General features: G+C 68.3%; 13 protein-coding genes. 1 reads left to right on the forward strand and 12 read right to left on the reverse strand.

Going from position 1 to position 13,858, the window contains the following annotated elements:
- Window positions 1-8: 8 nt before the first annotated feature.
- The 12 genes from ACTJLF_RS04045 to alaS form a co-directional block, all read right to left on the reverse strand.
- Window positions 9-1,709 carry a thiamine pyrophosphate-binding protein gene (locus tag ACTJLF_RS04045; protein WP_354409350.1) on the reverse strand — a complete coding sequence of 567 codons (1,701 nt, stop codon included), beginning with the start codon at window positions 1,707-1,709 and terminating at the stop codon, window positions 9-11.
- A complete protein-coding gene (locus ACTJLF_RS04050) occupies window positions 1,702-2,538 on the reverse strand; it encodes an SDR family oxidoreductase (protein WP_440882535.1) in 837 nt (278 codons plus the stop codon). The genes ACTJLF_RS04045 and ACTJLF_RS04050 overlap by 8 nt, the downstream gene beginning before the upstream one ends.
- 10 nt (window positions 2,539-2,548) lie before the next feature.
- On the reverse strand, window positions 2,549-3,394 hold the full coding sequence (locus ACTJLF_RS04055) for an IclR family transcriptional regulator (protein WP_019652119.1): 846 nt from the start codon (window positions 3,392-3,394) through the stop codon (window positions 2,549-2,551).
- 40 nt (window positions 3,395-3,434) lie between these two features.
- Entirely contained in the window at window positions 3,435-4,292 is an 858-nt protein-coding gene (locus tag ACTJLF_RS04060) for an alpha/beta fold hydrolase (RefSeq protein ID WP_440882536.1), read from the reverse strand.
- A gap of 113 nt (window positions 4,293-4,405) precedes the next feature.
- A complete protein-coding gene (locus ACTJLF_RS04065; RefSeq protein ID WP_019652117.1) occupies window positions 4,406-4,954 on the reverse strand; it encodes a cupin domain-containing protein in 549 nt (182 codons plus the stop codon).
- A 45-nt stretch (window positions 4,955-4,999) separates the two neighbouring features.
- Window positions 5,000-5,815, reverse strand: coding sequence for an SDR family oxidoreductase (locus tag ACTJLF_RS04070; RefSeq protein ID WP_132751337.1), 816 nt, complete (start codon window positions 5,813-5,815; stop codon window positions 5,000-5,002).
- Window positions 5,816-5,846: 31 nt separating this feature from the next.
- Window positions 5,847-6,830, reverse strand: coding sequence for a Bug family tripartite tricarboxylate transporter substrate binding protein (locus ACTJLF_RS04075; protein ID WP_440882537.1), 984 nt, complete (start codon window positions 6,828-6,830; stop codon window positions 5,847-5,849).
- 180 nt (window positions 6,831-7,010) lie between these two features.
- Window positions 7,011-8,270 (reverse strand): D-amino acid dehydrogenase, encoded by a 1,260-nt coding sequence (locus tag ACTJLF_RS04080; RefSeq protein WP_440882538.1) that lies wholly within the window; start codon window positions 8,268-8,270, stop codon window positions 7,011-7,013.
- Window positions 8,271-8,371: 101 nt separating this feature from the next.
- Entirely contained in the window at window positions 8,372-8,566 is a 195-nt protein-coding gene (locus ACTJLF_RS04085; RefSeq protein WP_132751339.1) for a hypothetical protein, read from the reverse strand.
- Between the two features lie 38 nt (window positions 8,567-8,604).
- Entirely contained in the window at window positions 8,605-8,901 is a 297-nt protein-coding gene (locus ACTJLF_RS04090) for a hypothetical protein (protein ID WP_132751340.1), read from the reverse strand.
- An 85-nt stretch (window positions 8,902-8,986) separates the two neighbouring features.
- Window positions 8,987-10,003, reverse strand: coding sequence for a 2-dehydropantoate 2-reductase (locus ACTJLF_RS04095; RefSeq protein ID WP_019652113.1), 1,017 nt, complete (start codon window positions 10,001-10,003; stop codon window positions 8,987-8,989).
- A 35-nt stretch (window positions 10,004-10,038) separates the two neighbouring features.
- Window positions 10,039-12,663 carry an alanine--tRNA ligase gene (alaS, locus tag ACTJLF_RS04100; RefSeq protein ID WP_440882539.1) on the reverse strand — a complete coding sequence of 875 codons (2,625 nt, stop codon included), beginning with the start codon at window positions 12,661-12,663 and terminating at the stop codon, window positions 10,039-10,041.
- Between the two features lie 263 nt (window positions 12,664-12,926).
- Between alaS and ACTJLF_RS04105 the strand changes: the two genes are divergently transcribed.
- A complete protein-coding gene (locus ACTJLF_RS04105; RefSeq protein ID WP_019652111.1) occupies window positions 12,927-13,751 on the forward strand; it encodes a ferritin-like domain-containing protein in 825 nt (274 codons plus the stop codon).
- Window positions 13,752-13,858: the final 107 nt, after the last annotated feature.

The raw sequence follows: 13,858 nt of genomic DNA on the forward strand, positions 1-13,858 counted from the left end.
GCCTTCCCTCACTTGCCCACCGTGCCGAGCGCCGGGATCTGCGTGACCGTGTTGGTCGGCGGGCCGGCGAAGGTGGTCTTGAAGCTGCCGATCGAGAGCATGTCGATCTCAAGCAGGAACGGGCCCTCGGCCGCCAGCGCCTCGCCGATGCGGGCGGGCAGCTCGGCCAGGTCCTGCACGCGGGCATGCGGCAGCGCGATCGACTTGCACAGCAGGTCGTAGTCGGGCGTGTGCAGCTCGGCGTAGCACTGGCGGCCGCCGTACTGCGCGTCCTGGATGTTCTTGATGACGCCGTAGCTCTTGTCGTTCATGAGCACGATCACCATCGGTGCCTTCTCCTGCACCATGCAGGCCAGCTCGCCCAGGTTCAGGATGAAGCCGCCGTCGCCGGCAAGGCAGAAGGTCTTGCGGCCCGAGCCCGTCACCGCCGCGCCGATGGCCGCGCCGATGGCCATCGGCATGCCCTGGCCGATGCCGCCGCCCGTGGCGTGCACGCCGGCGCTCGGTTCGAAGACGCGCAGCTCGCGGTTGCCCCAGGTGCTGTTGGAGACGGTCACGTCGCGCACCCAGTTGAAGTTGCGCCCGGCCGCCGACTGGAGCTGGCGCACGAGTTCGGCGTACGGGCCGAGGCCGTCGCGCAGCCCCGCAACCGCCTGGTCGTGCGCGGCGCGCAGGTCGACCAGCAGCTGCGGGTCGGCCTTGTACCTGGCGGCTTCGAGGCGGTCGGCCAGGCCTTCGAGGGCCAGCGCGGAATCGCCGCAGACGAAGGCCTCGGACGCGTAGCAGCGGCCTTCGGCGGCGGCGTCGACGTCGATGCGGTACAGCGGGCGGGGCAGCTTCAGCTCGTACTTGAGCGTCTCGTTGCCGCGCAGGCGCGAACCGACCACGAGCATCGCGTCGCAGGTCTGGTAGAGGGCCTCGACCGGCTTCTGGATGTTGTAGGCGCCGAGCGAACCGGCGTCGTCCTCGGGCACCGTGCCGCGGCCCTGCGTCGTCGTGACGACACCGAAGCCGAGTTTCTGCAGGCGCTGGATGGAGGCGCGGGCATGGCGGGCACCGCCGCCGACCCACAGCATCGGGCGCCTTGCAACGGCGAGGCGCGCGGCCAGCGCGTCGAGTGCGGCGGCCGACGGCACGGAGCGCTCGACGGGCAGCGGCGACAGGTCGGCCGGCATCGTGGTCAGCGCCGACTGGATGTCGATCGGGATCTCGACGCTGACCGGGCCGGTCGGCGCCGTCAGCGCGAGCTGCACCGCGCGCTTGAGCGTGCCGAGCACCGTCTCGACGCTGCGCACGCGCAGCGCGGCCTTCGACACGGCCTTGAGCATGGTGAGCTGGTCGGGCGCCTCGTGGATGTACGACATGCCCTTGTCGAGGTACGGCGTCTCGATCTGCCCGGTGATGTGCAGCAGCGGCGCGCCGGCCGTCAGGGCCTCGACCATGCTGCCCGCGATGTTGCCCGCGGCAGGCCCGGTGCTGGTGATGCACACGCCCAGGCTGGCGGTGGATCGCGCGTAGGCGTCGGCCATGTTGCCCGCGCCGGCTTCTCCGCGCGCCGAGATGAAACGCACCGTGCCGCGCTGCGCGAAGGCATCGAGGATCGGCATGTTGTGGATCGAGATCACGCCGAAGGCCGCCTTGACGCCGCACTGTTCGAGAAAGGCGGCGACGACGGCGCCGACGGTGACGGTGTTGTTGGGGTTATGCATGGCGTGACAGGCCTCCGGAAATGTCGATGTGGCTGCCCGTCGTGTACGACGCGAGGGGCGAAGCGAGGAAAAGGATCGCGCGCGCGGCTTCGGTCGGAAGCCCCAGGCGACCCAGCGGGATGTGCTTGTTCTTCGCGAGCTGGCCGCTCCAGGCGGCCCAGTCGAGCGACTTGTCTTCGCGCGCCTCGAAGCGGCGGCGCCACTGGCCCGACTCCACCAGGCCGATCAGGATGCCGTTGACGCGCACGCCCTGCGGCGCGAATTCGGTCGCCATGGAACGCACGAGGTTCAGCAGGCCGGCGCGCGCGGCCGAGGTGGCGACCATGTGCGGCTCGGGCTGGCGCGCCAGCAGCGAGTTGGCGCAGACGATGGCGGCATCGCCCAGCACCGCACGCTGTGCCGCGAGCTGCGGCAGGAAGGCGCGCGTGGGATTGATGACGGAGAAGAATTTCAGGTTCAGCTCTTCGGTCCAGGCCTCGTCGTCGGTGTTCGCGAAAGTCGAGACCCTGCCCTGCCCCGCGTTGTTGACCAGCATCGAGGCCGGGCCGAGCGCGGCTTCGCTGGCGGCGGCGAAGGCGCGCACCGAGGAGGCATCTAGCACGTCGCAAGGCTGGGCGAAGAGCTTCGCGTCCGGAAACTGACTGCGCAGGCCGGCCACGGCGCCGTCGAGCCGCTCGGCATTGCGGCCGCACAGCGCGACGGCGGCGCCGCAGCCCAGCAGCAGCTCGACGATGGCCAGGCCGATGCCCGACGAACCGCCCGTGACCACGGCCACGCGGCCGGCCAGCGCATCGGCGGCGAAGAAGGAAGGAAGAGCCTGGTCTGTCATGGTTTCAGGGTCATGCGGAGCGCAGCGGCACCACCTTGGCGGTGCGCGCGGGCGAGTAATTGAGCAGGCCGGAGATCTCGTCGGCCGTGCCGCGCACGCGCTGCACCATCTCGTCGATGCGGCTTTCCTCGATGTGGCTGGCGGTGACGGTGGCGCCCAGGGCGGCGACGATGTGGCCGCTGTGGTCGCGCACCGGCGCGGCGATGCTGGAGATGTTCGATTCGAAGAAGCCCTCGCCCAGCACGTAGCCGCGCTGGCGGTCGGCCTGCACCATGTCGAAGAGTTCGTTCACGGTCTTGGGCGTGCTCGGCGAGAAGGTCTCGAGCTTGTCTTCGGGGTAGAGCGCGCGCAGCTGCGGCAACGTGAGGTCTTCGAGCAGGATGCGGCCCAGCACCGTGGCATGGGCCGGCAGCCGCGTGCCCACGGTGACCGAGCTCGCGAAGGGCGTGGGCGGCGCGACCTTGGCGACGTAGACGATGGAGCGGCCGTCGCGCACCACCAGGTTGCAGGGTGTGCGCAGCTCATCGCACAGGCGGTTGAGCAGCGGCGTGCCCAGCTGGGTGAGCTCCAGCGAGGCGAGGTATTCGAAGCCCAGGCGCAGCACGGCCAGGCCCAGGCGGTAGTCGCGACCGCCCTCGGTGCGCTCGAGAAAACCCATGTTCTCCAGCGTGGTGAGCAGGCGGAAGACGGTCGAGCGCGGCAGGTCGAAGCGGCGCGCCAGTTCAGGCGCCGAGAGCGTGCGGCTTTCGCGGCTGAACTCGCACAGCACGCGCAGCCCGCGCTCCAGCGCGGGCACGTTGTAGCGGTCGGCGCCCTCTTCAATCGCTTCGTTGCCGTCGTTGTTGTTGTTGGCCATGCCAGTGGTTCCTTCCTCGGATGTCTCTGTGTGATTGCGGTCAGCCGGCGAGCGATTCGCGCAGCAGCTTGGCGACGGCCTGTGGTTGCTCCACATAGCCGGCGTGGCCCGCATCCTCCACCAATTCGAGCGGCACTCCGCACTGGCGCGCGACTTCTTCGCAGGCCGACGGCGGCGTGACCACGTCGAGCGCGCCGCAGGCCACGCGCACCGGCATGGGCGGCGGCAGGTCGGCCAGAAGGTCGCCGTTGCACAGCAGCTCGACCGCCTGGCGGTAGCCGCGGTCGTTCAGCCGAGCCATGTTCCAGCGCACCCACTGGCGGGCGTGCTCGGAGGCGTTGTCGGAAACCAGCCGGGCCGAACGCTTCGCGGCCATGCCTGCGATGCCGAGTTCGTCGAGCGTGGCGAGGCGTTCGGCGCGGACCCTGGCGCGGGCTTCCGCACGAGACGCCGCGCCGTAGCCGATGGCCGGGCTGACCAGCACCAGCCGATGGACGCGCGCATCGCTGCGCGCGGCCGAGGCGGCGGTGATGGCACCGAGCGAATGGCCGACCAGCACGCACGAATCGATCTCCAGCGCATCGAGCAAGGCGCCCAGGCGCGCCGCGTAGTCGGCGGCGGTCGGCGCACCGGCCTCGAGCGGCGTGGAGCTTCCGTAGCCGGGCGCATCCCAGGCAATCACGCGGGCCTGTGATGCGAGCAGCGCGGCGGTGTCGATCCACGATGCCGCGCCCGAGCCGATGCCGTGCAGGCACACGATGGCCGCGCCCCGCCCGCACTCGCGCACCGACACCACCGCGCCGCCGCCGACCGCGACATCGCGCGCCGGAAAGCGGGCGTCGAGCCGTGCCAGCTCGGAGGCTGGCAGGAGCGCATCAGGATGGGCAGCGTGGTTCATGGGCTGAGGGTCTTTTTTCGGGAATACCGCGGAACCGGCCTTGCCGGGCCGCAGGTACCGCCCCTGCAAGGGGGCGGCGGCCGCACGGAGTGGGCGGGCCTGAGGGGTTCGCCTTATCGCTTGATCTTGGCGAGGGGGTGATCGGCCGGGTACGTCGGCGTCACCGGCTTCTTCGCGCCGAGCATCACGCACATCAGCGCGTCCTCGTCGCCGATGTTGATCTCCTCGCGGTACACGCCGGGCGGCACCGAGATCAGGTCGCGGTCGGTCATGATGGTCTCGAAGCGCTCGCCGTCCTTCTCGATCACCACCTTGAGCTTGCCGCGGATCAGGAAGAACACTTCCTCCACGTCGGTGTGCAGGTGCGGCGGGCCTTCGTGGCCGGCGGGGATCACCATGGTCGAGAAGGTGAAGTGCTCGGCGGGCACGGTGTTGACGTCGGCGGCGACGCCGGTGCCGCCGGTGCCCACGTAGCGCATCTGGGCGCGGCGGTACTTGGGGTCGAAGTCGGCCTGGAACTTCAGCGCGTCCCAGTCGTACTTGCGGGTCTCGTAGCGGGCGATGCGGGTGTTCATCCACTCCGCGAGGCTGCTGCCTTCGGGCTGGGCCAGCGTGCTGGTGGCCGCGGGGTTGATCTTCTGCTGTTCGGACAGGTCGCTCATCGGGTTGACTCCTTGGTCGGAAAAATCGGGTGCGTGGGTTCGCTCTCAGTGCATCGCGAAGCCGCCGTTGACGGCCAGCAGCTGGCCCGTCACGAAGCGCGCGAGCCCCGAGAGAAGGAAGACGGTGGCGCCGCACACGTCGGCGGCCTGCTGCTCGCGCGGAATGGCGCGGCCTTCGAGGTACTTCTGGTGGCGCGCCATCGGCACGTATTCGGTGGCCTCCACCAGCGTGAGGCCGGGCGCCACGGCGTTGACGGTGATGTCGTCGCCGCCCCACTCGCGCGCCAGCGAGCGCGTCATGGAAATGACCGCGCCCTTGCTCGACGCATAGGCCAGCAGGTTGGGCGCGCCCCACAGCGCGGTGTCGGAGGCGAGGTTGACGATCGCGCCGCGGCCGCTTTCGGCCAGCGCGGCGCGGCAGGCGCGGCCCATGAGCCAGCTGCCGCGCACGTTGACGTTCATCACGCGGTCCCACACGTCGATCTCGAGCTGGTGCGCGTCGCGGCCGCCGGAGTTGGTGATGGCGGCGTTGTTGACGAGACCGTCGAGGCCGCCGAGCAGGCGGATGGCCTCGTCGGCGCAGGCAACCACGGAGCCCGGGTTGGCCAGGTCGACCGGCAGCGCATGGGCGTTGCGGCCCGCTTCGCGCAGCGCCTTCGCCTCGGTCTCGGCCAGTTCGCCGAGGATGTCGGCCAGCACCACGCTCGCGCCCGCGGCGGCGATGCATTGCGCGAAGGCGAGGCCCAGGCCGCGCGCGCCGCCGGTCACGAGCACGCGGCGGCCGGCCAGCAGGTTGGCGGGCATCTCGGCGAGCAGCGCCTGCAGGCTCGAGGGGTCGGCTATGGCTTTGAGTTCGGTCATGGAAATGAGGTGCGTGGGTCGGTCGTGCGGATCAGTCGGCCTGGATGCCGAGCTCCTTGATGACCTTGCCGAATCGCGCGTAGTCGGCGGCGTTGGTCTTGCCGAGCACGTCGGCGTCGCCGCCCACGGGCGTGGTGCCGAGCACGGCCATGCGCGAGACGATCTCGGGCATCTTCAGGATCTCGTTGAAGTGGCCGTTGAGCGTCTTCACGATCTCGGGCGGCAGGTTGCGCGGGCCCCAGAGGCCGTTCCAGGCGGTCACCTCGACGTCCTTGTAGCCCTGCTCGGCCAGCGTGGGCACGTTGGGCGCGAGCGGCGAACGCTGGGCCGAGGCCACGGCCAGAGGGCGCAGCTTGCCGCCGGCGAGGTACGGCGCCACCGGCCCCAGCGTGACGAAGGTGACCGGCACGTGGCCGCCCAGCACGTCGTTGATGGCCGGTGCCACGCCCTTGTATGGAACGTGCGCGAGGCTGACTCCGGATGCGCGGGCGAACATTTCACCCAGGATGTGCATCGGCGATCCGCTGCCCGGGCTCGCGTAGCTCAGCGACTTGCCGCCCTTGGCCGCAGCCACGGCGTCCTTCAGCGTGGAGAGGCCGCTGTTGCCGCCGGCCACCAGGAACAGCGGCTGGCTGCCCGTCTGCACGATCGGCGTGAAGCCGTTCAGCACGTCGTAGCCCGAGCCGTTGGTCTTGAGCACCAGCTGCGCAATCGAGAAGGTGCTGGGCGCGAGCAGCAGCGTGTAGCCGTCGGGCGCGGCCTTCGACACATAGGCGCTGCCGATGATGCCGCTGGCGCCGGGGCGGTTGTCCACCAGCACGGTCTGGCCGACGCGCGCCGACAGCTTCTCCGCGAACAGGCGCGCCAGCGCGTCGGTGTCGCCGCCGGCCGGATAGGCGACGACCAGCGTGATCTGCTTGGCCGGGTAGCCGTCGGCTGCCCAGGCGAGTCCGGAGGCGCAAGCGGCGGCCATGGAAATGGCGGCGGCGATGGCATGGCGGCGTGTCGGTTTCATCGTGTCCGTCTGATCGAAGTTTGTTTCACTAAAGAAACAACGATTTATTAATGGAACGCCACGAAGAATATCGAAGAAGACAACTTCATGACTAAGGGAAAACCCGTATTCCTGTATCGCAACGAAAACAGGGCGGCCTATTGGGGCCGCCCTGTTTGGATTGAGAGAGAGAACGAGGCCTCAGCCGCCGTAGCGCGCCACGGTGAGGCCTTCCATGTCGATCGCAGGCGCCCTGCCCTCGATCAGGTCGGCCATCACCCGGCCGGTGCCCGCCGCCATGGTCCAGCCGAGCGTGCCGTGGCCGGTGCTCAGCATCAGGTTGGGAACGCGGGTGGCGCCGATCACCGGCGTGCCGTCGGGCGTCATGGGACGCAGGCCGGTCCAGAAGGAGGCGTCGCGCACGTTGCCGCCTCGCGGGAAGAGATCGGTCACGACGTGTTCGAGCGTGTCGCGCCGCCGCTCGTTGAGCCGCAGGTCGAAGCCCGAGAGCTGCGCCGTACCGCCCACGCGAATGCGGTCGCCCAGGCGCGTGACCGCGACCTTGAAGGTCTCGTCCATCACGGTGGACTCGGGCGCGCCGCCCGCATCGGTGATCGGTACCGTGATCGAGAAGCCCTTGACCGGATACACCGGCAGCCGGATGCCCAGCGGCCTGACCAGCGCCGGCGAGTAGCTGCCGAGTGCGACGACATAGCGCTCGGCGGTGAAGCTGCCCGCGTCGGTGCGCACAGCCGTCACGCCCCTGGCAGCGTCGTGCTCGAGAGCCTGGATGTTCACGCCGAACCGGAACTTCACGCCCTCGACCTCGGCCAGCTTCGCCAGCGCCTGGGTGAACTTGAAGCAGTCGCCGGTCTCGTCGCCCGGCAGCCGCAGGCCGCCGACGAACTTGCCCTTCACCGCCGCGAGCGCCGGCTCATACTGCACGCAGCCTTCGCGGTCGAGCAGTTGGTAGGGCACACCGGAGGCCTGCAGCACTTCGACGTCCTTCGAGGTGCCGTCGAGCTGCTGCTGCGTGCGAAAGAGCTGCAGCGTGCCCTGCATGCGCTCGTCGTAGGCGATGCCGGTGTCCGCGCGCAGCGCCTTCAGGCAATCGCGGCTGTACTCGGCGAGCCGCACCATGCGGCTCTTGTTGACCTCGTAGCGCGCCTGCGTGCAGTTGCGCAGCATCGAGAGGCCCCAGCGCCACATGGCCGGATCGAGCATCGGCTTGATGACCAGCGGGCTGTGCTGCATCAGCATCCACTTGATCGCCTTGACCGGCACGCCGGGCCCGGCCCAGGGTGCCGAATAGCCGGGCGACACCTCGCCCGCATTGGCGAAGCTGGTTTCGAGCGCCGGCGCCGATTGGCGCTCCAGCACCGTCACCTCGTGCCCGGCGTGCGCCAGGTAGTAAGAGATCGAGGTGCCGATGACACCGCTGCCGAGAATCAGGACCTGCATCAGAACAACCCCTTTGAAACTGCAGCGATGTTTCCCGAAGGCGCGTGCAAACAAAGCCGGCTAGTCCGATGAGTTCGGATCGTGGTTGATTGCAAGACGCCCTATCGGATTCGCTGCACAGCGACCCATGCAGCAATCGCGCCAAGCAGCGCGCATGGCGGGATCAATATCCAAAAATTGTGACCACAAACCAGCGAATCCGAAATTCCGGGAAGTGCGCAGACCAGCATTGGAAACAGCCAGCCTCCAAAGACCAGGGAGCCGATCACCAGAGCGATCTTCAGCAATGCTTTCATGGAGTGCGAGGTGCTGGCTGCATTGGTCCTGCTGCAATTCAATGCTGATGGTGGGCGCTTCCATCCGTCGTTGCGCCCCTGTCGCTCTCGCGATCGAGGAGCGCTTTGCGCCTACGCAGAACGAGTCGAAAGACCAACTCGTAACAGACGGCGTTGAGGGCCACGGCAGCGCCCCATCCCGACACGCCAGTCAGCCAGTTGGAAACAAAGACCAAGATGCCTGGACAAAGCAGTACGGCCAGAATGCCAGCGGCCGAATGAGCAAGGGCAAAACTGTAGAAGTCGACCAGGTAGACGGCCAAGCCAGACAGGGCGAGCAGGAAGAGCAGACGCATCAACGACATTCGCACCCCGCAAGAGCAATCGATCAATCGTGCCACACCTGCCGGCCGGTGCGCTGTCTGGCTCCTGACCTTAGCGCTACAGGCCCAGCGCGTCCTGCAATTGCCGTGCCGTCCAGCGCTTCGGCTGCTGAGGCCAGGCCTCGAGCAGCGAAACCATGCGCGAATTGCGCGGCGCGCTCAGGCCATGCTCGCGCGCGAGGCGCACCACCTCGCCGCTGAGCGCGTCGATCTCGGTGCGGCGGCCCAGCGCGAGGTCGTCGGCCATGCTGGAGCGCGCCTTGGCGTCGATGCGCAGCATGCGCGCCGCGACGATGCGGAAGATCCAGTCGGGCAGCCGCAGCAGGCCGGCCAGCCGGTGCGCCGGCACCGCCGCGACCTGCGCGGGCGCAATGCCCGCAACCTTGAGGACGCCCAGCGCCTCGTCGATCAGCGAAGCGAAGCAGCGGCGGTAGCCGCGCTGCATCAGCTCCTCGCGCAGCGGCAGGCCCGAGAGCGCGTTGACGGGGTTGTTGAGGTTGAGCATCAGCTTGCCCCACTGCACGGGCAGCAGGTCGGCATGCAGGTCGAGCGGCACGCCGGCGCGCTCGAACACCGGGACCCAGGGGCGCAGCACGGCGTCGTCTTCCGCAGCCAGACGGCCGCCGGTGCCGCGGTGGAAGGCGCCCGGGCCGATCTCGGCGACGTTGTAGGGAACCATGCCGGCGCGCACGTTGAGCGAAGGACCGGTCTGCGCAGCCGCCGCGCAGTTGGAGATGCCGTTCTGCAGCGAGATCACCGCCGTGCCCGCCGGCAGCGAGAAGGCCAGTTCGCCCGCGGCCTCGGCCGTGGCGCCGCTCTTCACGCACAGCAGCACCAGGGCGGGCTTCGCACCGGCGGGCACCTGCCCGCAAAGGCGCAGCGAATCGGCAGGCAGCGTGCGCTTCGCGCCGTCGATGTCGGTGAGCGTCAGGCCGTGCCTGGCGAGCTTCTCGAGCACGCGCGGACGGCCGACGAAAGTAACGGGCACGCCTGCGGCCGCGAGGCTGCCGCCGATGAAGCACCCGATGGTGCCCGCCCCCATCACAAGCACTTCACCGGGGATCGCTTCTGGCATGGGTGGCGTGCTCGTTCCGGTGATGCTGCCGGCCGTCAGGCGCGCTCGGATACCCAGGCCTGCACCGACTGCAGCGCGGCCGGAAGGCCCGCCGCGTTGGTGCCGCCGGCCATGGCCATGTCGGCCTTGCCGCCGCCCTTGCCGCCGACCTGCTGGGCCACGAAGTTGACCAGCTCGCCGGCCTTGACCTTGCCCGTGCTGTCGGCGGTGACGCCGGCTGCGATCTGCACCTTGTCGCCGTCGACGGCAGCAAGCACGATGGCGGCGGTCTTGAGCTTGTCCTTGAGCTTGTCCATGGTCTCGCGCAGCGTCTTGGCGTCGGCGCCGTCGAGCTTGGCGGCCAGCACCTTGATGCCCTTGACGTCCACCGCCTGCGACACGAGCTCGTCGCCCTGCGACGACGCGAGCTTGCCCTTGAGCGCGCCCACTTCGCGCTCGAGCGCCCTCACCTGCTCCAGCACCTGCGAGAGCCGGCCCTGCAGTTCGGCGGCCGGCGACTTGAGCGTGGCAGCCACGCTCTGCACGGTCGATTCGAGGTCCTGCAGGTAAGAGAGCGCATTCGCGCCGGTGACGGCCTCGATGCGGCGCACGCCGGCGGCCACGCCGCCTTCGCTGACGATCTTGAAGAGACCGATGTCGCCCGTGCGGCCCACGTGGGTGCCGCCGCACAGCTCACGGCTGGTGCCGATGTCGAGCACGCGCACGGTCTCGCCGTACTTCTCGCCGAACAGCATCATCGCGCCGGTCTTCTGGGCCGACTCCATGTCCATCACGCGGGCGTGCGTCTCGGTGTTGGCGAGGATCTCGGCGTTCACGCGCTTCTCGATCTCGAGGATCTGCTCGTGCGTGACGGGCGCGTTGTGCGCGAAGTCGAAGCGCGTCTTGTCCGCGTCGACCAGCGAGCCCTTCTGCTGCACGTGTCCGCCGAGCACTTCGCGCAGGGCCTTGTGCATCAGGTGGGTGACCGAGTGGTTGCGCATGGTGGCGGCGCGGCGGGCGGTGTCGACCGCGGCTTTGACCGTGTCGCCGACCTTCAGCGTGCCCTGGGTCTGGGTGCCATGGTGGCCGAACACGTCGGCCTTGATCTTCTGCGTGTCTTCCACGCCGAACTGCACGCCTTCGGCCACGAGCACGCCCTGGTCGCCGACCTGGCCGCCGCTTTCCGAGTAGAAGGGCGTGGTGTCGAGCACGACGATGCCGCTCTGGCCTTCCTTGAGCTCGTCGACGGCGGAGCCCTCGAAGTACAGCGCGACGACCTTGGCGCTTTCTTCCAGGCGCTCGTAGCCGGTGAAGGTGTTGCCCGCGCCGGCGTAATCGACGTTGCGGTCCATCTTGAACTTGCCGGCGGCACGGCCCGCGGCCTTCTGCTTTTCCATGGCGGCAGCGAAGCCGGCTTCGTCGACGCTCACGCCGCGCTCGCGGCACACGTCGGCCGAGAGGTCGAGCGGGAAGCCGTAGGTGTCGTGCAGCTTGAAGGCCACGTCACCAGGCAGCGTCTTGGCACCGCCGGCCAGCGCCGCGTCGAGGATTTCCATGCCGTTGGCCAGGGTCTCGAAGAAGCGTTCTTCTTCGGCCTTCAGCGTGTCGGTGATGCGCTTCTCGTCAGCCACCAGCTTCGGATAGGCCTCGCCCATGAGCCTGACGAGCTCGGGCACCAGCTTGTGGAAGAAGGGCTTCTTCTGGCCCAGCTTGTAGCCGTGGCGGATCGCGCGGCGGATGATGCGGCGCTGAACGTAGCCGCGGCCTTCGTTCGACGGGATCACGCCGTCGGCCACCAGGAACGAGGTGGCGCGGATGTGGTCGGCGATCACCTTGAGCGAGTTGTTCGACAGGTCCTGCGTGCCGGTCGCCTTCGCGGCGGCCTTGATCAGCGCCTCGAAGATGTCGATCTCATAGTTGCTGTGCACGTGCTGCAGGATCGCGGCCAGGCGCTCCAGGCCCATGCCGGTGTCGACGCAGGGCGCGGGCAGCTTGACCACGCTGCCGTCGGGCTGCATGTCGAACTGCATGAACACGTGGTTCCAGATCTCGATGAAGCGGTCGCCGTCTTCCTCGGGGCTGCCCGGGGGGCCGCCGGGGATGTGCGGGCCGTGGTCGTAGAAGATCTCGGAACACGGGCCGCAGGGGCCGGTGTCGGCCATCATCCAGAAGTTGTCGGACTTGTACTTGCCGCCCTTGTTGTCGCCGATGCGAATCACGCGCTCGGGCGGCAGGCCGATTTCCTTGGTCCAGATGTCGTAGGCCTCGTCGTCCTCGTGGTAGACGGTGGCCAGGAGCTTGTCGGCGGGCAGCTTGTAGACCTGCGTGAGCAGCTCCCAGCCCCACTTGAGCGATTCGCGCTTGAAGTAGTCGCCGAAGCTCCAGTTGCCCAGCATCTCGAAGAAGGTGTGGTGGCGGGCCGTGTAGCCCACGTTCTCGAGGTCGTTGTGCTTGCCGCCGGCGCGCAGGCAGGCCTGGACGGAGGCTGCGCGCTTGTAGGGGCGCTTGTCGGTGCCGAGGAACACGTCCTTGAACTGCACCATGCCCGAATTGGTGAACATCAGCGTCGGGTCGTTGCCCGGCACGAGCGGGCTCGACGGGACCGCCGTGTGGCCCTTGGAAGCGAAGAAATCGATAAAGGTCTTGCGGATGTCCGCGACCGTGAATGTGGGCTGGCTCATCTTTGGATTCGTCTTCTGCCGTCGAGGGCGGCGCGGCGATGGCGACCCTCATGTCGAACCCACTGCGGCGAACCGGCCTAACTGCTTGATTTGCTTGAACAAACGATTATAGGTTTGGCCATGCCGCCCACGCCGGGCAAGGGCTCCCGGACGACACCACGATCCGCGCTCCAAGGCTAATATGTGTCCTGGCGCAAAAAACGAGAACCAACGACGGTCTGCGCCATCCGTACTTGTACGGACAAAAAGATCAAGGAGTTCGCATGGCAAGCCAAGATGCCGAGAGGCACTGGACGATCGAAGACCTGGATTTCTCGCGCATCGCGCTCGACAAGGTACGCCCGGACGAGAACCTCTTCTACCTGGTGACCTCCGCCTCCTTCATCGAGAGCGGCTCCGACCTGTACACGCACAACCTGGTCGACTTCTTCAAGGGCGACCAGGAGGTCACCGACTGGCTCTCCCAGCACTGGGAACTCGAGGAACTGCAGCACGGCAAGGCCCTTCGCGCCTACGTGCGCCACGTGTGGCCGGAATTCGACTGGGACACCGCCTACCGCAACTTCCTGGAGGAGTACGCGACCTACTGCAAGGTCGAGCTGCTCGCCCCCACCCGGGGCCTCGAGATGACCGCCCGCTGCGTGGTCGAGACCGGCACCGCCACCTACTACCGGGCCATGGCCCGCAGCACCGACGAGCCGGTCCTGCAGGACCTTGCGACCCGCATCGCCACCGACGAAGTCAACCACTACAAGCACTTCTACCGCTACTACCGGCGCTACCGAGAAGAAGAGAAGCTGGGCCGCCTGCGCGTGCTGGGCACCATCGGCCGGCGCACGCTCGAACTCAAGAGCGAGGACGCCGACTGCGCGATCCGCCATGTGGTCAGGACGCGTTCGCCGGAGCGCGCCGACGACATCGCCTACGTGCAGCGGCTGAGCGCCGACATGAACGGCACCATCCGCACCCACCTGAGTCCGGGCACCACGCTCAAGATGCTGATGCGGCCGCTGGAACTGCCGGCGAAGGTGCAGACCGTGATCCAGTATCCGATCAGGCAGTTCATGGAGCACGTGTTCCTGCGCTGACTGCCGCGCGGGGGTCGCGCATGGCGACAAACCGGAACGCCGATTCCATTTCGCTCAACAGGCGCTTGGCTAATATTTCCGGCCCCCTTCTATCCAGACAGAGGCAA

The organism is Variovorax sp. 22077, from assembly GCF_052044195.1.
Lineage (GTDB): Bacteria > Pseudomonadota > Gammaproteobacteria > Burkholderiales > Burkholderiaceae_C > Variovorax > Variovorax atrisoli.

What these genes read in the sequence shown, in the direction of transcription:
- ACTJLF_RS04045 (WP_354409350.1), bottom strand. Translation starts at nt 1,709, where the DNA reads ATGCATAACCCCAACAACACCGTCACCGTCGGCGCCGTCGTCGCCGCC.
- ACTJLF_RS04050 (WP_440882535.1), bottom strand. Translation starts at nt 2,538, where the DNA reads ATGACAGACCAGGCTCTTCCTTCCTTCTTCGCCGCCGATGCGCTGGCC.
- ACTJLF_RS04055 (WP_019652119.1), bottom strand. Translation starts at nt 3,394, where the DNA reads ATGGCCAACAACAACAACGACGGCAACGAAGCGATTGAAGAGGGCGCC.
- ACTJLF_RS04060 (WP_440882536.1), bottom strand. Translation starts at nt 4,292, where the DNA reads ATGAACCACGCTGCCCATCCTGATGCGCTCCTGCCAGCCTCCGAGCTG.
- ACTJLF_RS04065 (WP_019652117.1), bottom strand. Translation starts at nt 4,954, where the DNA reads ATGAGCGACCTGTCCGAACAGCAGAAGATCAACCCCGCGGCCACCAGC.
- ACTJLF_RS04070 (WP_132751337.1), bottom strand. Translation starts at nt 5,815, where the DNA reads ATGACCGAACTCAAAGCCATAGCCGACCCCTCGAGCCTGCAGGCGCTG.
- ACTJLF_RS04075 (WP_440882537.1), bottom strand. Translation starts at nt 6,830, where the DNA reads ATGAAACCGACACGCCGCCATGCCATCGCCGCCGCCATTTCCATGGCC.
- ACTJLF_RS04080 (WP_440882538.1), bottom strand. Translation starts at nt 8,270, where the DNA reads ATGCAGGTCCTGATTCTCGGCAGCGGTGTCATCGGCACCTCGATCTCT.
- ACTJLF_RS04085 (WP_132751339.1), bottom strand. Translation starts at nt 8,566, where the DNA reads ATGAAAGCATTGCTGAAGATCGCTCTGGTGATCGGCTCCCTGGTCTTT.
- ACTJLF_RS04090 (WP_132751340.1), bottom strand. Translation starts at nt 8,901, where the DNA reads ATGCGTCTGCTCTTCCTGCTCGCCCTGTCTGGCTTGGCCGTCTACCTG.
- ACTJLF_RS04095 (WP_019652113.1), bottom strand. Translation starts at nt 10,003, where the DNA reads ATGCCAGAAGCGATCCCCGGTGAAGTGCTTGTGATGGGGGCGGGCACC.
- alaS (WP_440882539.1), bottom strand. Translation starts at nt 12,663, where the DNA reads ATGAGCCAGCCCACATTCACGGTCGCGGACATCCGCAAGACCTTTATC.
- ACTJLF_RS04105 (WP_019652111.1), top strand. Translation starts at nt 12,927, where the DNA reads ATGGCAAGCCAAGATGCCGAGAGGCACTGGACGATCGAAGACCTGGAT.